Source organism: Micromonospora luteifusca (assembly GCF_016907275.1).
GTDB classification, from domain to species: domain Bacteria; phylum Actinomycetota; class Actinomycetes; order Mycobacteriales; family Micromonosporaceae; genus Micromonospora; species Micromonospora luteifusca.
Genome location: NZ_JAFBBP010000001.1, coordinates 1499538 through 1519234 on the forward strand (window position 1 = coordinate 1499538; position 19697 = coordinate 1519234).

Below are 19697 nucleotides of genomic sequence, written 5' to 3' on the forward strand. Positions count from 1 at the left end.
AGTACTTGACCTGGAGCGCGCTCCAGGTTGGAGGCTGATCACATGACGACGACACGGACGCTGGGACGCAGCGGCATCACGGTGAGCGCGATCGGGATGGGGTGCTGGGCCATCGGTGGCCCGCTCTGGGGTAACGACGGGCAGCCGTTCGGTTGGGGCGAGGTGGACGACGACGAGTCGATCCGCACCATCCACCGCGCGCTCGACCTCGGAGTGACCCTGTTCGACACGGCGAGCAACTATGGCGCCGGGCACAGCGAGCGGATCCTGGGCCAGGCCCTGGCCGGTCGGCGGGACCGCGCGGTGATCGCCACCAAGTTCGGCAACGTCAGCGAGGAGAGCACCCGGCGGGCGCTCGGCACTGACGCCAGCCCGGCGTTCGCGGTCCGCAGCCTGGAAGACTCGCTGCGCCGGCTCGGCACCGATCACGTCGACCTCTACCAACTGCACATCAACGAACTGCCGGTGCCCGCCGCGCTCGACCTGATCGGCACCCTGGAGGCCCTGGTCGACCAGGGCAAGATCCGCGCGTACGGCTGGAGCACCGACGACCCGGCCTCGGCGGAGGCGTTCGCGGCGGCCGGCCCGCACTGCGCCGCCATCCAGCACGACGAGTCGGTGCTGCGCGACAACGCCGCGGTGCTGGCGGTCTGCGACAGTCACGACCTGGCCAGCCTCAACCGTGGGCCGCTGGCGATGGGGCTGCTCACCGGGTCGACCCGGGCTGTCGGGGCGGACGACGTGCGCGGTCGGGCGCCGGAGTGGCTGGAGTGGTTCACCGACGGCCGGCCGACGCCCCGCTGGGCGGCCCGGGTGGAGCAGGTCCGCGCGGCGCTCACCGCCGACGGGCGGACCCTCGCACAGGGCGCGCTGGGCTGGCTGCTCGCACGCAGTCCGCGTACCGTGCCGATCCCCGGCCTGCGCACGGTCGCACAGGCGGACGAGAACCTGGCCACCCTGACGCAAGGCCCCCTGAGCCCCGAGTCCTACGCCGAAGTGGAGCGTCTCCTGGCGGACCTACGCCCAGCCCTCAAGGCCTGACCCATCCGCGGGGGCGCATCCGTGGGCGGTGTTCTGGGCGAAGATGGGGGTATGCGGATCCTTCTGGCCGGCGCGTCCGGCTTTCTCGGCACTCGACTGGCCGACCGGCTCGTCGCCGACGGGCACCAGATCACCCGGTTGGTCCGTCGTGCGCCGCGCGTGCCGCAGGAGCTGCGGTGGGACCCGGCCGCCGGGCAGCTCGACCCGGCCGCCGTCGCCGGGTCGGACGTCGTGGTCAACCTTGCCGGCGCGGGCGTCGGTGACAAGCGCTGGAACGACGACTACCGGCGGTTGATCCGCACCAGCCGAGTGGACAGCACCACCACGCTGGCGACCACGATCGCCGGCCTGCCGGCGGCCGATCGGCCGAAGACGCTGCTCAACTCCTCGGCCGTCGGTTGGTACGGTAACACCGGCGACCGGGTGGTCGAGGAGGACTCGCCGGCTGGCGAGGGCTTTCTGGCCGACGTCTGCCGGGTGTGGGAGGCCGCGACCCGGCCGGCCGAGGACGCCGGGGTACGCGTGGTACGACTGCGGACCGGACTGCCACTGCATCGCGACGGTGGGCTCCTCAAGCCGCAACTGCTGCCGTTCAGGCTGGGCATCGCCGGCCGGCTGGGCAGTGGCCGGCAGTGGTTGCCGTGGATCTCGATGGCCGACTGGTTGGACGCGACCCTCTTCCTGCTCGACCACGATGACATCGCCGGCCCGGTCAACGTGGTGGGCCCGAACCCGGTCACCAACGCCGAATTCACCCGGGAGTTCGCCCGGCAACTGCACCGGCCGGCGATCATCCCGATCCCCGCGTTGGCGCTCAAGGTGGCCCTCGGCGGCTTCGCCCACGAGGCCCTGACCAGCACGAGAGTCGTGCCAACGGTCCTGACCCGAGCCGGGTACCCGTTCCGCCACCCCACCCTTCCCGAAGCCCTGCACGCGGCTCTGAACCCGACGCGGTGAGCTGAGCCGCCGGGCCGAGGCCGGCGGCGTCGCAGAAGGCGGCGTCGGGGGCTCTTCAACGGCTGGGCACGACAACGCCCTGCCTACCCCCGATGGTTCGGCCCTGGGCAGAATCGGCGCTCACCGGCTGGCCGATGGGCCGGCGTGGGCCGATGGCGACCTTCTCCCTGCAAGCCACTCCCACCGACGCGGCGAGCTGGGTCGAGCTGGCCCGCCGGGCCGAGGCCGCCGGCTTCGACGCCCTGCTCGCCGCCGACCACCCCGGCGACGTGACGTCACCGTTCGTGGCGCTGGCCGCCGCCGCGTCAGTGACCTCGACGATCGGGCTCGGCTCGGACGTGTCGAACCTCGGCGTACGGGAGCCGATGCTGCTCGCGACCGACGTGGCCACCCTCGACCTGGTCTCCGGCGGCCGGGCCCGGCTCGGTGTCGGCGCCGGTCACACCCCCGGGCGAGTGGCGCGCGGTGGGCCGGGAACGCCCCGACGTGGCCGGCCGGGTCCGCCGCTGCGTGGCCGTCGCCGAGGCGGTCCGTGCCCTGCTCGTCGGCACCTCGGTCACCGTCGACGCGGCCGAGCTGACGGTGCACGACGCGGTGCTGCGCGCACCTCGGCCGGTGCAGGACCGAATCCCGTTGACGATGGGTACGGCGAACTCGACGCTGCTGCGCTGGGCCGGCGGGCACGCCGACGTGGTCGGGCTGACCGGGTTCGGGCGTACCCTCGCTGACGGCCACCAGCACGAGGCGCGGTGGCGGGCCGACCAGATCGAGGCGCAGCTGGCCTGCGTGGCCGCCGGCGCGGCCGGTCGGACCGACCCGCCGGCTCTGGAGGCGCTGGTGCAGACGGTGGTGGCCACCCCGGACGCGGCTCCCACCGCCTGACGCCCCGTCGATCATGAGGTTGTTGCCATCCGCCTCGGCGTGTCCTGGCAATAACCTCATGATCAACGGGGTCAGTGGGGGGTGGGGGGTGGGGGCGGGGGTGGGGTGGGTTAGCAGCCGATTACCCAGTGGTTGGGGGCGGTTTGCTTTAGGACGCTGGTGTAGAAGGTGTTGTAGAGGCCCATTCGCTGGTTGGAGCCGTTCGCGTAGGCGTAGCCGCCCGACTGGTACGCCCGGCCGGCCGCCACGTGGGCGTAGTTGCTCGCTGTCACGCAGGTCGGCGGCGTGGTCGGGGTGGGGGTCGGGGTTGGGGTGGGGGTCGGCGTGGCCGTGGGGGTCGGGGTCGGGGTACTGCCGCCGCCGTTCAGGCCGAAGAAGAGCGCGTCACGGTACGTCGAGCAGATGGTGTCCAGGAAGTAGGCGCCGGCGGTGCCGCACTGCTCAGCCGCGGAACCCGGGTCGACCGGGGTGCCGTGCCCCATCCCGGAGACCCGGTAGAGCCGTACATCGTCGTTGCCGTACACCTCAAGGCTCGTGTTGCCGGGCAGCGACGAGGTGCTGGTCGGCGTCTGCGAGACGCCGCGCACGTTGGTCCACTGGTCGCGGGACTCGGTGCCGTTGAGCGGGGTGACCGTCGTGTCCGAGGTGCCGTGCCAGATGGCCACCCGGGGCCGCGGGCCGGTGTAGCCGGAGTACGCCCCGCGGACCAGGTCGCCCCAGGCCGCCGGGGTCTTGTCCGCGCCGGGGTTCATGCAGCTGAACGCGTTGACCATGCTGGTGGCGCAGCGGTACGGGATGCCGGCGATGATCGATCCGGCGGCGAAGACGTCCGGGTAGGTGGCGAGCATGACCGCGCTCATCGCCCCGCCCGCGGAGAGCCCGCTGACGAAGATCCGGGATCCGTTCACCCCGAAGTTCGTCTTGGCGTGGTCGACCATCTGCTTGATCGACAGCGCCTCACCCTGACCCCGGGTGGTGTCCCCCGACTCGAAGAAGTTGAAGCAGGAGTTGGCGTTGTTGCCGGCGGGCTGCTGGGCGACGATCAGGGCGAACTTCCACTGGTCGGCGTACTTCTGCCAGCCCGAGTTCGCGAAGTATCCGGAGGCGTTCTGGGTGCAGCCGTGCAGCAGGACGACGGCCGGGGAGTTGGCGGGCAGGTTGTCCGGCCGGTAGGCGTACATGGCGAGGTTGCCCGGGTTGGAGCCGAACCCGGTGACCTGGGTGAGGGTGGCGGCCTGGGCGGGTGCGGCGATGGCGACCGCGCCGGCCACGGCGAGGACGAGCCCGGCGCCGGCACCGATCAGGCGGGTGAGGATGGACGAGGAGCGGCGCACGGCGGCCTCCTGGAAGGGCGGACTGTGAACTGGGTCACGGTCGAATTGCCGTGACGTTACGACGATGTGTCGCCGCCATGACATGGGGCACGCTCACACATTCACGACCGTCGAGGTGTACGCCGAACCGTCGACGCGAGTCCTCCCCAACCCCACGCGACAACAACGGTCCCCTCCTCGCAGGTCTGACCGGCCTGCCCAGGTCCGGTTGGTAACGTCCGCTGCGTGCCGTCCTCCCCGTCGCTGGCCACCGGGCCCGCACCCGCGTCACCGCCGCGCGCCGTCCGGGACCGCCGGGCCGACCTGATCGTCGTGCTGGTGGCGCTCGTCCTCGCCGTCTGGGTGACCAGTGGGCTGTGGCGGGACCCGAACGTCCGCACCATCACCGTCAACTCCAGCGACCAGGCGCTCTTCGAGTGGCTGCTGGCCTTCGGCGGTCACGCGGTCACCCACGGGGACAACCCACTCTTCACGTACCTGATCAACGTCCCGGACGGCGTGAACCTCGCGGTCAACACCTCGATCACGGTGTACGCGGTGGTCTTCGCCCCGCTCACGTACCTGATCGGGCCGCCGGCCACGTTCCTGGTGATCCTCACCCTGAACCTGCTCGCCACCGCGCTGACCTGGTACTGGTTGCTCTCCCGGCACCTGGTCCGCAGCCGGCTGGCCGCCGGGGTCGGTGGCCTGTTCATCGCCTACTCCCCCGGCATGGTCTCGCACGCCAACGCGCACCTGAACTGGACCGCCGGCTGGCTGGTGCCGCTGCTGATCTGGCGGCTGTTCGCGCTGCGCCGCCCCGGGCACTGGCTCCGCGACGGGCTGATCCTCGGCGTGCTGGTGGCGGTGGCATTCTCGATCGCCGCCGAAGGGCTCTTCTTCGCGGCGTTGGCGCTCGGGGTGTTCGTCGCCATCTGGGCGCTGCACCCGGCCAACCGGGCCGAGGCCCGCGCCGCGCTGCCCACCTTCCTGCGCGGGCTCGGGGTGACCGCCGTGGCCGCCGGCGTGCTGCTGTCGTACCCGCTGTGGCTGCACTTCGCCGGGCCGCAACGGTTCCACGGCACCGGCTTCAATCCGGTGATCCACTCCGAGGACATCGCCGCGTTCGCCGCCTTCCCACGCCGTTCACTGGCCGGCGAGGTCGGGCTGGGCACCTCGCTGGCACCGAACCCGACCGAGGAAAACTCGTTCTTCGGCATCCCGCTGCTGGTGCTCACCGTGGTCTGCTTCGTCGCGCTGTGGCGGCGGGCCGACGCCAGTCGCCGCGCCACACTCTGGGCGCTGGGCGCACTTGCGCTGATCTTCACCCTTCTCTCCTTCGGGCCGGTCGCCAAGGTCGACGGGCAACGCACCGACCTGCCCATGCCGTTCGACCTGCTCGGACAACTGCCGGTGGTGAACGCCGCGCTGCCAGCCCGGCTGGCCCTGGTGGTCGCGCCGGTGATCGGGCTACTGCTGGCGTACGCCGTCGACCAACTGCGCGCCGCACCACCCCGGTACCGCCCCACGGAGCTGGCCTGGGTGCTCGGGTTCGCGGTGGCCCTGCTGCCGCTGCTGCCCACCCCGTTGCTGACCAAGGAGCGGGAGCCCATTCCCCGGTTCATCACCTCCGGCACGTGGCGGGACTACGTCTCACCGGACGGGGTGCTCACGCCAGTGCCGCTGACCGTCGACATCTACCCGGACGGCCAGCGCTGGCAGGCGTACGCGTTGTCGCACCGGCAGGGCGAGTTCGCCATTCCGGGCGGGTTCTTCCTCGGCCCCGGCGGGCCGGACGGGCGCGGCCGGATCGGCCCGGTGCCGCGCACCCTGAGCGCGCTGATGGATCAGGCGGGCCGTACCGGGTTGGTGCCGATCGTCACCGACGGCACGATCCAGGAGGTCAACTCCGACCTGCGGCACTGGCGGATCGAGACGGTGGTGCTCGCCGACCAGGTGCACGGCGCGAAGTTCGAGGTCGACGAGGAGGCGCTCCGACGTACCGCCACCGCCCTCTTCGGCGAGCCGCAGCGGGTCGACGACGTCTGGCTCTGGCGCATCCCGCCGGCCGACCGGTAGACCGCGCCACGACCGAGCGGGGCATCGCTTCCGGCTTGCGTCGCGTCTAATGGGCTGATGAGAGAGACCGGCAGGCGACTGCGGCGCTCCGCTGTGGTCGGGGTAGCGCTGGGGCTGGTGGCGATCAGCGCGCCGGCCGCCACGGCTGCGAACAGCCCTGCCAGCGGCAGCACCACGGCTTCCGGCAGCACGGTTGGCGCGGTGCCGAGCCGGGTGCACAATCCGTGGCTGTGGCAGGCCACCGTGGGGCAACGCCCGGCCGGCCCGGCCGCGCTGGTGTTCTTCACCGACCGCACCCGCTACTTCGAGTCGACGGGTGTGCTTGTCGGCCGGGACGGCGCGTACCGGCTGATCCCGATCCCCATCGGCGAGGGGCACGGGTTGCTCTCCCCGGATGGACGGCACTACCTCCGGCCATACTCCAGCGAGCTGCTGGACCTCACCACCGGCCGGCAGCGTCGCACGGTGAGCACGGGCGTTTACCCGATGGCCTGGTCGCCGGACGGGCAGCAGGTGCTGGGCACCCGCAGCAACGACGACGACGTGATCACCTACGGACCGGACAATCAGCAGCTCAACGACCCGGAGAAGCCCGACGACCTGCTCGTCGTCGACCCGTTCCGGGGCACCGAGCGGGTGGTCGACGTCGGCACCTTCGCCGCGCACAGCGCAGGGGCCTGGTCACCCGGTGGCGACCTGGTGGCGGTCACCGGCTCGCCGGACGTGCCAGCCCAGCTCGCCGAGCGTCAGCGTCTGGTGGTCGTCGACCCGGCTGGCGGCGGCCCTCGTTGGCAGGTCGATCTGGGCGACAGGCGAATCCTGGCCGGCCCGGCCGCCTGGCATCCCGACGGCCGGCGACTCGCGTTGCTCGCCTTCGACGGCTGTGCCGGGCCCCGGTGCACGTCCGAGGAGGCGGCGGCGCGCGCCTGGCGGATCGAGTTCCTGGACACGGCCACCGGCCACGCTGTCGGCCAGGCCCTGCCGGCCGGCACCTCGGTCAGCGGGATCATCGGCTGGCGCGGCGACGACCCCATCCTGCAGTATGTCAGCGCAACAGAGCAGGACACGGACCGGCAGGCCGTTCTCGCCGCGCTGTCGCCCGACGGCGGTCGCGAGGTGCTGGTGACCACGCCGATCGGGTCGACCGACCTGATGGTGCCGGGCGACCTGCTGACCGGGGCCGCGTTCGGTGGGTGGGAGCCCCGGCCGTCACCGTTCGCCGCCCCGCTCTGGGTCTACCTCACGCTGGCCGTGCCGATGCTGCTCGCCGTCGCCCTCGTCATTCGGCGTGTTCGTCGCCGCCGCACCGCGACCGGTGCGGCGGCGACGTGACACCGAGCGGCGCGGCCGGGCCGGGCGAACGCGGTCACCGGGCGGGCCGCGGACCAGCGTCGGCAGCAGTCGTGATCTTCGCTGGTGAGGCGGCTCACCAGGGAAGATCGCCGGTAACGGGACTAGGCTGGACGCCGTGACAACGACGACCTCCGGCCTGACGGCCGTCCGTGCCGGCCTGCTCGACTACCAGGCCGCCTGGGACGAGCAGCGGCGCCTGCACGAGTCGGTGGTGGCCGGTGAGCGCGGCGACACCGTGCTCCTGCTGGAGCACCCGAGCGTCTACACCGCGGGCAAGCGCACCGAACCGTGGGACCGGCCCGAGGACGGCACCCCGGTCGTCGACGTGGACCGCGGCGGCAAGATCACCTGGCATGGGCCGGGGCAGCTCGTCGGTTACCCGATCCTGCGGCTGCCCGACCCGGTGGACGTGGTCGCCTACGTACGCCGGACCGAAGAGCTGCTGATCGACGTGTGCGCCGAGTTCGGGCTGGCCGCCGGCCGGGTCGAGGGACGCAGCGGGGTCTGGGTGCCCGAGGACGACCGCGGGCCGGCCCGCAAGGTCGCCGCGATCGGCATCCGGGTGGCCCGGGGCGTCACCCTGCACGGCTTCTCGATCAACTGCGACTGCGACCTGACGTTCTTCGACCGGATCGTGCCGTGCGGCATCCGCGACGCGGGCGTCACCTCGCTCACCGCCGAGCTGGGCCGCCCGATCACCGTCGCCGACGTGCTGCCGGTGGTCGAGCGCCGACTGTCCACCCTCGTCGCGGTCTGAGCGTCACGTCGTCGGCGAGGCGTGGCCGGCAGGAAATTTTCGCACCGAGTGTCCCGTGGGACGTCCGGTCGATCGTCCCTATGGTGGAGTCGGCGACCGGCGTCGGCTCGACACCTGAGGCCGGCGTTCACCGCCGGCCCGGACGCGAGGAGCGGACATGCCCACCTACATCGCGCTGACCTACACCGCGGACGTCGACTGGAGCAGCCCCGAGCAGGCTGACGAGATGGCGGAGTACCGGGAGTTCGGCGCCGCCGCCCGCGCGGTGATCCGGGGCGGCAGCGCGCTCTACCCGACCGCCACGGCTACCACCGTTCGGGTCTCCGGCGGCAAGGGCGGTGACGTGCTCGCCACCGACGGGCCGTACGCCGAGACCAAGGAAGCCCTGACCGGCTTCTACCTGCTGGAATGCGCGGACCTGGACGAGGCCGTGGCGACGGTCGCGAAGATGCCCGCGGCCTGGAACGGCGCTGTCGAGGTACGCCCCGTCATCCCGCTGTGACCCGATGCTGACCGGTGACGCGGCTAGCCAGCAGGGCCCGGCCGCCGACGCGGCGAGGCCGCACGGCCCGGCCGCCGACGCGGCGGCACAGGTGATCCGGGCCGAACGGTCCCGGATTCTCGCCACGCTGATCCGCGTCACCGGCAACGTCGACCTGGCCGAGGACGCCACGCAGGACGCGGTCGTCCGTGCTCTGCAGACCTGGCCGCGCGACGGCATACCTGACAACCCGCGCGGGTGGCTGTTGGTCGTGGCACAGCGACGGGCGGTCGACGTGATCCGCCGAGAAGCCCGCCGCGCCGGGAAGGAGGCCGAGGCGTTGGCGCTGCTCGATCCCGCACCGGACTCGCCCGAGGCCGTTCGGGACGACCTGCTCCGGCTGGTCTTCACCTGCTGCCATCCGGCGTTGTCACTCGACACGCAGGTGGCCCTGGCGCTGCGTACCCTCGGCGGGCTGGCCACCGCCGAGGTGGCCCGCGCCCTGGTGGTGCCCGAGGCGACGATGACCAAGCGGCTCACCCGAGCAAAACTGAAGATCAAGCGTGCGGGCATCCCGTACCGGATACCACCGGCCGAGGAGCTGCCTGGCCGGCTGGCGGGGGTCGCCGCCACCGTCTATCTGATCTTCAACGAGGGTTACGCGGCCGGCACCGGCGACGACCTGATCCGGGTCGGACTGGCGGACGAGGGCCTCCGGCTGGCGCGGCTGCTGGTCGACCTGATGCCGGACGAACCGACCGCGCTGGGCCTGCTGGCCCTGGTCCTGCTGCAGGACTCCCGGCGGCTGGCCCGGGTCGACGACGACGGCCGGCCGCTGCTCCTGGCCGAGCAGGACCGCTTGCTCTGGGATCGGGCGGCGATCACCAGCGGGGTTGCGCTGGTCGGCCAGGCGCTGAGCCGCACCCCGGACAATCCCGACCGGTACGTCGTCCAGGCCGCCATCGCCGCCTGCCACGCCCTCGCCCCGTCGTACGACCGGACACCTTGGGATGCGGTCATCTCCTGGTACGACGTGCTGCTCACCGTGCACGACACCCCGGTGGTGCGGCTGAACCGGGCGGCGGCGGTCGCCGAGCGGGACGGCCCCGCCGCCGGGCTGGCCTTGGTGGGAGCGATCGGCGGGCTGGCCGGCTACCCGTGGTTCCACGCCACCCGCGGCGAGTTGCTGTACCGCCTCGGCCGAGCCGACGAGGCCGCCACGGCGTACCGGGCGGCGCTCGCGCTCGACCTCAACGGGCCGCAGGCGGCCCGGCTGCGCGACCGGCTCGCCGACTGTTGACAGGGGTCGACACGGTCCAGCGCGCAGCCGGCGCGCGTCCTACGGGGTGAGCCGGTGCAGGTCGCGCGGGAACGCGGTGACCTCCCGGATGTTGGCCGCACCGACCAGCCGGGCCACGAAGCGTTCCAGCCCGATGGCGAAGCCACCGTGTGGTGGCATGCCGTGCCGGAACGCGTCCAGGTACCCGGCGTACGGCTCGACCGGCTCGCCCCGGGCCGCCAACGCCGCCAGGTAGTCGGCGTGCCGGTGCAGCCGCTGCCCGCCGGTGACCAGCTCCAGACCACGGAAGAGCAGGTCAAAACCGTTCGAGTACGCTGGTTGTGCCGGGTCCGGGTGGGTGTAGAACGGGCGCTTCGCCATCGGGTAGCCGGTGACGAAGAGGAAGTCGGAGCCGTGTTCGCGGCGGGCCCACTCGCCCAGTGCCCGTTCGTGCGCGGGCGCGAGGTCCGGCTCGTCGGCGGGCGCGCCGGCGATCGTCAACGCCTCGGTGAAGTGCACCGCCGGAATCTCCGCCGGCACCTGCGGCGGTTCGACGCCGAGCGTCGCCAGGGCCGCGCCGGCCCGCTCGCCCACCGTGCCCAGCATCCCGGCCAGGGTGTCGCGCAGCACGCGCATCACGTCGCGGTGGTCGGCGACGAAGCCCAACTCCGCGTCGAGCGACGTGTACTGCGCGAGGTGCCGGACGGTGTCGTGCGGCTCGGCCCGGAAGACCGGACCCACCTCGTAGACGCGTTCGAACACGCCGACCATCAGCTGCTTGTAGAACTGCGGCGACTGGGCCAGGTACGCGGGCCCACCGAACCAGTCCAGTGCGAACACGTTCGCCCCGCTCTCGGTGCTGGAGCTGACCACCTTCGGGGTGTGGATCTCCACGAAGTCGCGGGCGTCGAGGGTGGCCCGGAACCCGGCCACCGCAGCCGCCGAGATCCGCAGCGCGGCCGACCGGGTGGGGTGCCGCAGCGCAGTCGGTGCGTTGTCGAGTTGCGTGGGCAGGCTCGCGGTGAGCGCCGGCCGGTACAGGTCGAACGGTGGCGGCACGGCGGGCGGCCCGAGCGGACGTACCGTCGGGTCGGTCAGCTCGACCCCGGCGGGCGCCGTGTCGTTCGCGGTGACCGTCGCGGTGACCTCGACGACCGTCTCCTCGGTGAGTTTCTCCAGCTCGGCGCGGACGGTCTGGTCGGTCACGACCACCTGGGCCAGGCCAGCGGCGTCCCGCACGATCAGGAACGCCACCGATTTGAGCAGTCGGCGGCGGTGCACCCAACCGGCGATCCGCACGGTCGCGCCGACCTGGGTGGGTAGTTGGTGGGACAGGGTTCGTTGCATGGCGGGCTGCTCCTCGGTCGATCGCCACGCCTGCGCCGCCCTGGGGAAGCGAAGCGTCGCGTCAGCCCCAGGGAGGTGTGGGCGAGCGGGAACCTCGCGGTGCCACCACACCTTCACCCCCGCCGAAACGGGGGCCTCGTTCGTCACCTGATGACCGGGGCCAACCGGGCGGGCTCTACTGGGCGCGGGTGACCGCACCGTTCTTCCCGCAGCTCAGGAGGGTCTTCGCGCACCGGCACCAGACCGCCTCTCAGCACCGGCGGCTCTCTGCACTGGCGGGTCGGGGCGCTACTCGGCTCCGTCGTCGCTGTTGGCGGAGACCGTAGCACCGGATCCCAACGTGTGTGACGCCCTTTTTCGGCTATCCGGTGTCCGGCGTCACAACGTCTGGGGCGTGACGCCGGTCGCCCGACGCACATAGACGCCTGCCGTCCGGCGTAGGCTCATTTTCGTGACGATCGAGCACTCCGCGCCGACGACCGGCCAGGCAGCGCGAACCGCAACGGCCGCCCCTGAGGGGCGGCGTCTGCTGCGGATCGAGGCACGCAACGCCGAGACGCCGATCGAGCGCAAACCGCCGTGGATCAAGGTCAAGGCCAAGATGGGCCCGGAGTACACCCAACTGCGCGGGCTCGTCTCGCGGGAAGGGCTGCACACCGTCTGCCAGGAGGCCGGCTGCCCCAACATCTACGAGTGTTGGGAGGACCGGGAGGCCACCTTCCTCATCGGTGGTGACCAGTGCACCCGGCGCTGCGACTTCTGCCAGATCGACACCGGCAAGCCGGCCGAGTTCGACGCCGACGAGCCGCGCCGCGTCGCCGAGTCGGTGGTCTCGATGGGGCTGCGCTACGCCACCATCACCGGTGTCGCGCGTGACGACCTGCCCGACGGCGGCGCGTGGCTGTACGCCGAGACCGTCCGACAGATCCACGCCCTCCAGCCCGGCTGCGGCGTCGAACTGCTGATCCCGGACTTCAACGCCGTCCCCGAGCAACTGGCCGAGGTCTTCGGCTCCCGCCCCGAGGTGCTGGCCCACAACGTGGAGACCGTGCCGCGCATCTTCAAGCGCATCCGGCCGGCGTTCCGCTACGACCGCTCGCTGGACGTGATCCGGCAGGCCCGCGCCGATGGCCTGGTCACCAAGAGCAACCTCATCCTGGGCATGGGCGAGGAACGCGCCGAGGTCTCGCAGGCGCTGCGCGACCTGCACGAGGCCGGCTGCGAGCTGATCACCATCACGCAGTACCTGCGGCCGACCCCCCGGCACCACCCGGTGACGCGCTGGGTCAAGCCGGAGGAGTTCGTGGAGCTGCGCGAGGAGGCCGAGGAGATCGGCTTCGCCGGCGTCATGAGCGGGCCGCTGGTGCGTTCGTCGTACCGGGCCGGTCGGCTCTACAAGCAGGCCCTCGACGCCCGCGCCACCACCGCCTGATCCACACCGGCCCGGCGGCCGAATGTCATGATCGTGCGATGACCGCCGGGGTACGCCAACAGCCGCGCGGGCGGGGTCGTCCCCGCTCACGGCCTGGGGCACGCCCCGGCCTGGTCGGCTGGCTCACCGGGCTGGCCGTGCTCATCGGGGTGGGTTACCGGCTCTGGCTGCTGGGTCACGCCGCACCACCCACGAACAGCGACGAGGCCACCATGGGGTTGGCCGCGCTGCACATCGCCCGGGGTGAGGGCTTCCCGGTCTGGTTCTACGGCCAGCAGTACATGGGCACCCTGGAGGCGTACCTGGCCGCGCCGGTGTTCGCCCTGGCCGGTGGGCCGTCGCTGCTCGGTCTGCGGCTGCCCACGCTCGCGCTGTACGTGCTGTTCCTGCTGCTGGCCTGGCGGTTGACGCTGCGACTGACCGGGGACCGGTGGTTCGGGCTGCTGATGGTGGCGCTGCTGGCCCTCGGCTCCGACCGGATCATCAAGAACCAGCTGATCGCCGGCGGCGGCTACCCCGAGATGAACGCGGCCGGGGTGGCGCTGGCCGTGCTCGCCGTGGACCTGGCCCGCGGACGGCCGGGGTGGCGGCTGGCGCGCTGGGCGGTGTGGGGGTTCCTGGCCGGCCTGATGCTCTGGGTCGACCCGCTGGTGCTGCCGTACGTCGTGGCGATCGGCGCGGTGCTCGTCGGGTTCTGCCGTCGGGAGCTGCGCGGGGCGGCCGGGGCGCTGCTCGGGGCCGCCGCCGTGCTGGGTGCCGCCCCGCTGCTGCTGCACAGCCTGCTGACCGGCCGGAACCCACTGAACGCGGTGCTCGCCGCCAGCGGTGCGAACGCCAGCGCGGGATGGGTGGACCGGCTGCACGGCGGCCTGCTGCTCGGCCCTGCGCTGGGCATGGGGTTCTGCGCTCCCGGGCGGTGCGCCACCTGGCAACTGTGGTGGTCGCTCGCCCTGCCGCTGCTGCTGGCCCTCGCCGCCGTCACCGCCTGGCACACCCTGCGTCGAGCGCCCGTCATCCCGACCGACCCCGCAGTTCCTGCCACTGGCGGTCCTGGGGACGCTGCTGAGGTTCCGGCTCGGGTGGCGGCGGCGGTCTGGCTGGCGCTCGTACTGGCCGCGGTCGGCACCCTCGGCGCGTACACCGCGAGCAGCTCCGCCGGGCTCACCCCGGTGGAGAGCTCCCGCTATCTGTCCTGTCTGCTCATCTCCCTGCCGGCACTGCTGTGGCCGGTCTGGGCAACGGCCCGTGGTGGTCTGCGACAGCCGGTGAGCGACCGTCGCGCCGTCGGGTCGGCGCTGGCCCGCCCGATCGCGCTGGCGTTGCTCGTGGCCACCCTGGGCACCGCCGGCCACGCCACCTGGCAGGCAGCACGGACCGCACCCGCGACCCGGGCCGCCGAGGCCCGGCACACCGAGTTGGTGACCACCCTGCGTCAGCTCGGCGTACGACACGTCCGCGCCGGCTACTGGACCTGCAACCGGCTCACCTTCGCCAGTGCCGAGCAGGTGGTCTGCGCGGTCGTCGACGACACGCTGCGCCCCGGCTTCGACCGCTACCCGGCGTACCGGCGGGAGGTCGACGGCGCGAGGGCGACCGCCTGGGTCGCACCGACCGGCTCGCCCTTGGCGCACACGCTCGACGAACGGCTGGGCGCCGCCCCGGGCACCCTTGACCTGGTCACGATCGACGGCTGGCGGATCTACCTGCCGTCGGCCTGACCGCCCCGCCCTCGGTCCGGTGCGCCCGGCCCGACGATGACCGCCGGCGCGCCGGTCAGCGGGGTGTCGCGGGCTCGGCGAGCAGGCCGAGTCGGTGCGCCAGGGCGGCAGCCTCCACCCGGTTGGTCACGGCGGCGGCGGCCGACTCGGCCAGGCCCAGCAACGTCCGGCCGAGCGGGTACGGCTGCCCGTCGGCCCGCCACGCGTCCACCGCCGTGCGACACGCCGGCAGCACCTGGTCACCGACCGCGAGCAGGGCGGTGACCTGGGCGGCGTGCCCCCGTGCCGCCGGATGCCGGGCCGGCAAATCCGCGGCGAGCGCGGTGACGGCGGCGGCCAGCGTTCCGGACGCGTACGGCGACGTAAGGTACTCAGCTGCCCGGGCACCCGGACGCGGATCAACGGGGCGGGCGGCGACCACTAGACTCTGCGACATGGCAAAGCCCCAGGAGAAGGTCTCGTTCGGCCAGCGGCTGAAGCAGATCGGGATGGTGTTCCAGTTCACCGCCAAGCAGGACCGGTGGTTCGCGCCGTTGGTCGCCGCCGCGGTGCTCATCCCGCTCGCCCTCACCGTGGTCGCGGTCATCCTCTGGAGCTGGATCTGGCTGCCGATCGGCATCCTGTTCATCCTGCTCGCGGTGCTGATCGTGCTCAACTTGCGGTCCAACAAGGCGATGATGAACGCCGCCGAGGGGCAGCCCGGCGCGGCGGCGCAGATCATGGAGAACATGCGCGGCGACTGGCGGGTGACCCCGGCCGTCAGCTCGACCACCCAGATGGACATGATCCACCTGGTGATCGGCCGCCCGGGCGTGATCCTGCTGGCCGAGGGCAACCCGCAGCGGGTGCGCAGCCTGCTCGGGCAGGAGAAGCGGCGGCTGTCGAAGGTGATCGGCTCCGCTCCCCTGCACGACTACGTGATCGGGCAGGACGAGGGCGAGCTGCCGATCCGTAAGCTGCGGACCACTCTGCTGCGCCTGCCCCGCGCGCTCTCCGGCAAGGACGTCAACTCGCTGGACAAGCGACTCAAGGCACTCACCGCCCGGCCGCAGATGCCCAAGGGCGCGATCCCCAAGAACATGCGACCGCCGGGTGCCTTCCGCCAGTCGCGGGGCCGCTGACCCCTTCGCCGTACGCCGAAAAGAGCCGGACCCACGCGGGTCCGGCTCTTTCGCGTCTCCCACCCCGCGCCCCGCGCCCCGCGCCCCGCGCCCCGCGCCCCGCGCCCCGCGCCCCGCGTCAAGATCCTCACAACATCCCCGATCTTGCTGCCTCAGACACGTCGGAGGCAGCAACATCCCCGAAGTTGCGCAGATCTTGACCGCTTGACGACACGCAGGCCGCCGGAACGCCGGCCTCGGGCGCCGTCGCCGGGCGGGGCGGGGGGCGGGGTCAGCCTCGGGGGGCGTCGACGATGACCGAGTCGGCGATTCGGTCGTGCAGGCCTCGGCGGCGCTCGTCCATGATCAGCGCAGGGACGACGAGGGCCAGTAGCAGGCCCCGGATCAGCCCCCGGAGCACGCCGATGCGACCACCGTCGTGCCAGTTCACGCAGCGGACCTTCGTGATGTACATGCCCGGTGTCTGGGCGAACAGGCCGAGGAAGATGCCGTACACCAGGACCAGCACCAGTACCGGTGCCCAGCCGTCGCGTACCGGGTCGGCGAAGAAGTTGGACACCAGCAGGCAGAGCACCCAGTCGATGATCAGCGCCCCGAACCGCTTTCCGAGGCTCGGCGGGGTGAATGTCGGGTCGGTGGCCGGCGCTGCCGGAGCGTGCGGATTGGTCACAGCGGTCAAGGGTATCCGCGCCGGGATGAGGGCTTGCCGGGTGCCGCCGCCACTGTGTGCCGATTCAGGCCAAAGGCATCAGATGTCATTACACTGGCACAGTCGGTACCGCTTCTGCGGCACGTCAAAGGCGTGGACAGGGGCGTCGCCGACGCTCCGCGAGGGACGTAACACGGCAGAAACAACGGAGACATGGCCGGGCAACCGCATGGACATAGCGTCGCCAGAAGCCTAGCCACCCCGTGGACGTGCCAGGAGGATGTGTGTTCGCCAATCCCGAGGAACTGCTGCGATACCTCAAGAACGAGGACGTGAAGTTCGTCGACGTTCGTTTCTGTGACCTGCCCGGCGTGATGCAGCACTTCAACCTGCCGGTCGAGTCCGTCAACGACGACCTCTTCACCGACGGCCTCGCGTTCGACGGTTCGTCGATCCGCGGTTTCCAGGCGATCCACGAGTCGGACATGCTCCTGCTCCCGGACGTCGCCACCGCGTTCATCGACCCGTTCCGCGCGCAGAAGACACTCGCGCTGAACTTCTTCATCCACGACCCGTTCACCCGCGAGGCCTACAGCCGCGACCCGCGTAACGTCGCGAAGAAGGCCGAGGCGTACCTCGCCGCCAGTGGCATCGCCGACACCGCCTACTTCGGCGCCGAGGCGGAGTTCTACATCTTCGACTCGATCCGCCACGAAACCTCCGCCCACCAGTCGTTCTACTACATCGACTCGATCGAGGGCGCGTGGAACACCGGCCGTGAAGAGCCGGGCGGCAACCGCGGCTACAAGACCGCCTACAAGGGCGGCTACTTCCCCGTCCCGCCGGTCGACCACTACGCCGACCTGCGTGACTCGATCGTCCGGCGCCTCGTCGACACCGGCTTCAACGTGGAACGCTCACACCACGAGGTGGGCACCGCCGGCCAGTCCGAGATCAACTACCGGTTCTCGACCCTGCTGCACGCCGGCGACCAGCTTCAGCTCTTCAAGTACATCGTGAAGAACGAAGCCTGGGCCAACGGCAAGACCGCGACGTTCATGCCCAAGCCGCTGTTCGGCGACAACGGTTCCGGCATGCACACCCACCAGAGCCTCTGGCTCAACGGTGAACCGCTCTTCTACGACGAGACCGGCTACGCGGGCCTGTCCGACATGGCCCGCTGGTACATCGGCGGCCTGCTGCACCACGCGCCGTCGCTGTTGGCCTTCACCAACCCGACGATCAACTCGTACCGCCGCCTCGTGCCCGGCTTCGAAGCACCGGTCAACCTGGTCTACTCCCAGCGCAACCGGTCCGCCTGCACCCGCATCCCGGTCACCGGTGCGAACCCGAAGGCCAAGCGCGTCGAGTTCCGCGTCCCGGACCCGTCGGCCAACGTCTACCTGGCCTTCTCCGCCATGATGATGGCCGGCCTCGACGGCATCAAGAGCAAGATCGAACCGCCGACGCCGATCGACAAGGACCTCTACGACCTCCCGCCGGAGGAGTGGGGCGACGTCAAGCAGGTGCCGGGTTCGCTGTCGGCTGTGCTCGACTCGCTCGAGGCCGACCACGACTACCTGCTCGACGGTGGCGTCTTCACCCCGGACCTGATCTCCACCTGGGTGGACTGGAAGCGGGCCAACGAGGTCGACCCGGTGCGCCTGCGCCCGACCCCGCACGAGTTCGCCATGTACTACGACTGCTGAGCAGTCGCTTCACCACCGGCCGGGCCGGCTCCGCATCACGCGGAGCCGGCCCGGCCCGCTTTGCAACGCCCCCCGGCATACCTTCGCCTCCGATATATTGCTGTGGTGGACACACCGCTGCGCGAACCCACCTTCCTGATCCTCACCGCGCTCGCCGTCGGGCCGATGCACGGCTACGGACTGATCGGCGAGGTCGCCGCCCTCTCCGACAACCGCGTGTCGCTGCGCCCCGGGACGCTCTACGGGGCGCTCGACCGGCTGGTCGACGCCGGCCTCGTCGAGGTCGACGGAGAGGAGGTGGTGGACGGCCGGTTGCGCCGCTACTACCGCCTCTCCCCCGGCGGCGAGGCCACCCTGAGCGCCGAGACCGAGCGGCTGCGACGCAACGTCGAAGCCGCCACCAGCCGGTTGTCCGCGCGGACTCGCGCCGCTCGCCCGATCACCCCGCGCACGGCCGGAGGGCTGGCATGAACGACCTGGAACGCCGTTACCTGCGACTACTGCACGCGTACCCCGCTGACTACCGGCGCGCCCGCGGCGCCGAGATCGTCGGGACGTACCTCGATCTCGCCGACCCGGGCCGGCGCTGGCCCTCGCCGGCGGACGCCGCGGACCTGCTGCGCGGCGGCCTCCGCCAGCGCCTGCGGGCCGCGGGTGTCACCGACCTGATTCCCGGGGTACGCCTCGCGGCGCTGCTGGCCATGGTCACCGCGAGCGTTCTCGCCGGTGTCTGGGGCGTGGCAGAGCTGCATCCGCCACCCGTGGAGTGGGGCGTCCCCCACCTCGGCCCGTTCGTCTCGCTGGGTGTCGTCGCGTGGGCGGCGTGGCTGCTGACGGCTGTGGTGACGGCCGTCGCGCCGAGCCGGATCGCCCGGCTGACCATCGTCCTCGCGCTCCTGCTCACGCTGGCGCTGCCGCCGATGGCCGCGGCGCTCGACGCACCCCGACCGCCGCTGTACGTGCTGCTGCCGCAGGTGGTCCTGGGCCTGCTGGGGCTCGCCCTGCCCGACCGACCCACCAGGGCGATCCGCCTCGCGCCGTTGCTGTCCGCGCTGCTGGCGCTGGCGGGGGCGGAATTCCTGGTGGGGTTGGACGAGATCGACGGCTACTACGTTCCCGCATCCACCTTCCTGCCCGCCGCCAGCGGACTGCTGCTGACCGTCGGGGCCCTGCTGGCCACCGGTCTGGCAATAGGCGGGGACGGCCGCGGCGGCTGGGCGCTCGTCACACTGCTCACCCCTGCCGGCTTCCTGGCGGTGCCCGCCCTGGCTGGCGGCATCGGCCCGATGCAGGGCGCCATCACCTTCGCGCAGCTGACCGGAAGCGCCGCCGCTGTCGCCGTCGCCGGTCCCGCCGTGCTGCTCCTGACCATCCTCGTGCGCACCCGCCGGACCCCTTCCACCCAACACCCAGGCCAGCCCTGCCCCACCTGCGGCGCGCGGGCCTGACCACAGCCTCTGATCAACGGAGCCGCCCCACCCCCCGCGCCGCGCCGCGCGGGGCGGCGCTGCGTTGCGCCCCGCTGCCCCAAGATCGTGCTCCACCCTGGATGTAGTGGTGTCGAGTGCGCGGGATGCCA

18 protein-coding genes and 1 pseudogene are annotated in these 19697 nt (G+C 72.0%); 15 read left to right on the plus strand and 4 right to left on the minus strand.

Translation table 11 applies throughout. The features are described 5' to 3' along the window. Positions 1-42 precede the first annotated feature (42 nt). The 4 genes and pseudogenes from JOD64_RS06315 to JOD64_RS33430 all read left to right on the plus strand — a co-directional run bounded on the left by JOD64_RS06315 (position 43) and on the right by JOD64_RS33430 (position 2880). The gene (locus JOD64_RS06315; protein WP_204941374.1) at positions 43-1041 is read left to right on the plus strand and encodes an aldo/keto reductase; all 999 of its coding nucleotides are present in this window, start codon (positions 43-45) and stop codon (positions 1039-1041) included. A gap of 51 nt (positions 1042-1092) precedes the next feature. Next, entirely contained in the window at positions 1093-1998 is a 906-nt protein-coding gene (locus tag JOD64_RS06320) for a TIGR01777 family oxidoreductase (RefSeq protein WP_204941375.1), read from the plus strand. Positions 1999-2150: 152 nt separating this feature from the next. Then, positions 2151-2408: pseudogene (locus JOD64_RS33425) on the plus strand (LLM class flavin-dependent oxidoreductase); the annotation flags it as partial. Between the two features lie 16 nt (positions 2409-2424). Continuing rightward, positions 2425-2880, plus strand: coding sequence for an LLM class flavin-dependent oxidoreductase (locus JOD64_RS33430; protein WP_307813263.1), 456 nt, complete (start codon positions 2425-2427; stop codon positions 2878-2880). 110 nt (positions 2881-2990) lie between these two features. On the opposite strand, the gene JOD64_RS06330 is transcribed toward JOD64_RS33430, so the two are convergent. After that, the gene (locus JOD64_RS06330) at positions 2991-4214 is read right to left on the minus strand and encodes an extracellular catalytic domain type 1 short-chain-length polyhydroxyalkanoate depolymerase (protein ID WP_204941376.1); all 1224 of its coding nucleotides are present in this window, start codon (positions 4212-4214) and stop codon (positions 2991-2993) included. 225 nt (positions 4215-4439) lie between these two features. Between JOD64_RS06330 and JOD64_RS06335 the strand changes: the two genes are divergently transcribed. From JOD64_RS06335 to JOD64_RS06355, 5 genes are all read left to right on the plus strand, one after another. Then, entirely contained in the window at positions 4440-6272 is a 1833-nt protein-coding gene (locus tag JOD64_RS06335) for a DUF6311 domain-containing protein (protein ID WP_204941377.1), read from the plus strand. 57 nt (positions 6273-6329) lie between these two features. After that, the gene (locus JOD64_RS06340; RefSeq protein ID WP_204941378.1) at positions 6330-7604 is read left to right on the plus strand and encodes a TolB-like translocation protein; all 1275 of its coding nucleotides are present in this window, start codon (positions 6330-6332) and stop codon (positions 7602-7604) included. 136 nt (positions 7605-7740) lie between these two features. Beyond that, positions 7741-8382 carry a lipoyl(octanoyl) transferase LipB gene (lipB, locus tag JOD64_RS06345; protein ID WP_204941379.1) on the plus strand — a complete coding sequence of 214 codons (642 nt, stop codon included), beginning with the start codon at positions 7741-7743 and terminating at the stop codon, positions 8380-8382. Between the two features lie 157 nt (positions 8383-8539). Then, positions 8540-8884, plus strand: coding sequence for a YciI family protein (locus tag JOD64_RS06350; protein ID WP_204941380.1), 345 nt, complete (start codon positions 8540-8542; stop codon positions 8882-8884). A gap of 4 nt (positions 8885-8888) precedes the next feature. Continuing rightward, positions 8889-10163 (plus strand): RNA polymerase sigma factor, encoded by a 1275-nt coding sequence (locus JOD64_RS06355; RefSeq protein WP_204941381.1) that lies wholly within the window; start codon positions 8889-8891, stop codon positions 10161-10163. 39 nt (positions 10164-10202) lie between these two features. Here JOD64_RS06355 and aspS read toward each other — a convergent pair whose 3' ends face one another. Continuing rightward, complete coding sequence (gene aspS, locus JOD64_RS06360; RefSeq protein ID WP_204941382.1) at positions 10203-11489, minus strand: aspartate--tRNA(Asn) ligase; 1287 nt, start codon at positions 11487-11489, stop codon at positions 10203-10205. 451 nt (positions 11490-11940) lie between these two features. On the opposite strand from aspS, the gene lipA reads away from it, so the two are divergent. Both lipA and JOD64_RS06370 read left to right on the plus strand, forming a co-directional pair. Beyond that, positions 11941-12921 carry a lipoyl synthase gene (lipA, locus tag JOD64_RS06365; RefSeq protein ID WP_204941383.1) on the plus strand — a complete coding sequence of 327 codons (981 nt, stop codon included), beginning with the start codon at positions 11941-11943 and terminating at the stop codon, positions 12919-12921. 38 nt (positions 12922-12959) lie between these two features. After that, positions 12960-14639, plus strand: coding sequence for a hypothetical protein (locus tag JOD64_RS06370; protein ID WP_204941384.1), 1680 nt, complete (start codon positions 12960-12962; stop codon positions 14637-14639). Positions 14640-14694: 55 nt separating this feature from the next. Here JOD64_RS06370 and JOD64_RS06375 read toward each other — a convergent pair whose 3' ends face one another. Then, positions 14695-15075: a hypothetical protein gene (locus JOD64_RS06375; protein WP_204941385.1), complete on the minus strand. Its 381-nt coding sequence runs from the start codon at positions 15073-15075 to the stop codon at positions 14695-14697. On the opposite strand from JOD64_RS06375, the gene JOD64_RS06380 reads away from it, so the two are divergent. Further along, positions 15074-15760 (plus strand): DUF4191 domain-containing protein, encoded by a 687-nt coding sequence (locus JOD64_RS06380; RefSeq protein ID WP_204941386.1) that lies wholly within the window; start codon positions 15074-15076, stop codon positions 15758-15760. The two genes, JOD64_RS06375 and JOD64_RS06380, sit on opposite strands and share 2 nt — an antisense overlap. 271 nt (positions 15761-16031) lie before the next feature. On the opposite strand, the gene JOD64_RS06385 is transcribed toward JOD64_RS06380, so the two are convergent. Next, the gene (locus tag JOD64_RS06385) at positions 16032-16430 is read right to left on the minus strand and encodes an RDD family protein (protein ID WP_204941387.1); all 399 of its coding nucleotides are present in this window, start codon (positions 16428-16430) and stop codon (positions 16032-16034) included. 263 nt (positions 16431-16693) lie between these two features. Here JOD64_RS06385 and glnA point away from each other — a divergent pair, with 263 nt between their 5' ends. The 3 genes from glnA to JOD64_RS06400 all read left to right on the plus strand — a co-directional run bounded on the left by glnA (position 16694) and on the right by JOD64_RS06400 (position 19566). Beyond that, a complete protein-coding gene (gene glnA / locus JOD64_RS06390) occupies positions 16694-18118 on the plus strand; it encodes a type I glutamate--ammonia ligase (RefSeq protein ID WP_112671701.1) in 1425 nt (474 codons plus the stop codon). A 105-nt stretch (positions 18119-18223) separates the two neighbouring features. Next, positions 18224-18589, plus strand: coding sequence for a PadR family transcriptional regulator (locus JOD64_RS06395; protein WP_204941388.1), 366 nt, complete (start codon positions 18224-18226; stop codon positions 18587-18589). Beyond that, the gene (locus JOD64_RS06400; protein WP_204941389.1) at positions 18586-19566 is read left to right on the plus strand and encodes a serine/threonine-protein kinase; all 981 of its coding nucleotides are present in this window, start codon (positions 18586-18588) and stop codon (positions 19564-19566) included. Before JOD64_RS06395 ends, JOD64_RS06400 begins: the two co-directional genes overlap by 4 nt. Positions 19567-19697 lie beyond the last annotated feature (131 nt).

Coding starts and splice junctions, on each gene's coding strand:
- JOD64_RS06340 (WP_204941378.1), top strand. CDS start 6,330: ATGAGAGAGACCGGCAGGCGACTGCGGCGCTCCGCTGTGGTCGGGGTA.
- JOD64_RS06380 (WP_204941386.1), top strand. CDS start 15,074: ATGGCAAAGCCCCAGGAGAAGGTCTCGTTCGGCCAGCGGCTGAAGCAG.
- JOD64_RS06320 (WP_204941375.1), top strand. CDS start 1,093: ATGCGGATCCTTCTGGCCGGCGCGTCCGGCTTTCTCGGCACTCGACTG.
- JOD64_RS06350 (WP_204941380.1), top strand. CDS start 8,540: ATGCCCACCTACATCGCGCTGACCTACACCGCGGACGTCGACTGGAGC.
- JOD64_RS06375 (WP_204941385.1), bottom strand. CDS start 15,075: ATGTCGCAGAGTCTAGTGGTCGCCGCCCGCCCCGTTGATCCGCGTCCG.
- aspS (WP_204941382.1), bottom strand. CDS start 11,489: ATGCAACGAACCCTGTCCCACCAACTACCCACCCAGGTCGGCGCGACC.
- JOD64_RS06315 (WP_204941374.1), top strand. CDS start 43: ATGACGACGACACGGACGCTGGGACGCAGCGGCATCACGGTGAGCGCG.
- JOD64_RS06400 (WP_204941389.1), top strand. CDS start 18,586: ATGAACGACCTGGAACGCCGTTACCTGCGACTACTGCACGCGTACCCC.
- JOD64_RS06355 (WP_204941381.1), top strand. CDS start 8,889: ATGCTGACCGGTGACGCGGCTAGCCAGCAGGGCCCGGCCGCCGACGCG.
- JOD64_RS06370 (WP_204941384.1), top strand. CDS start 12,960: ATGACCGCCGGGGTACGCCAACAGCCGCGCGGGCGGGGTCGTCCCCGC.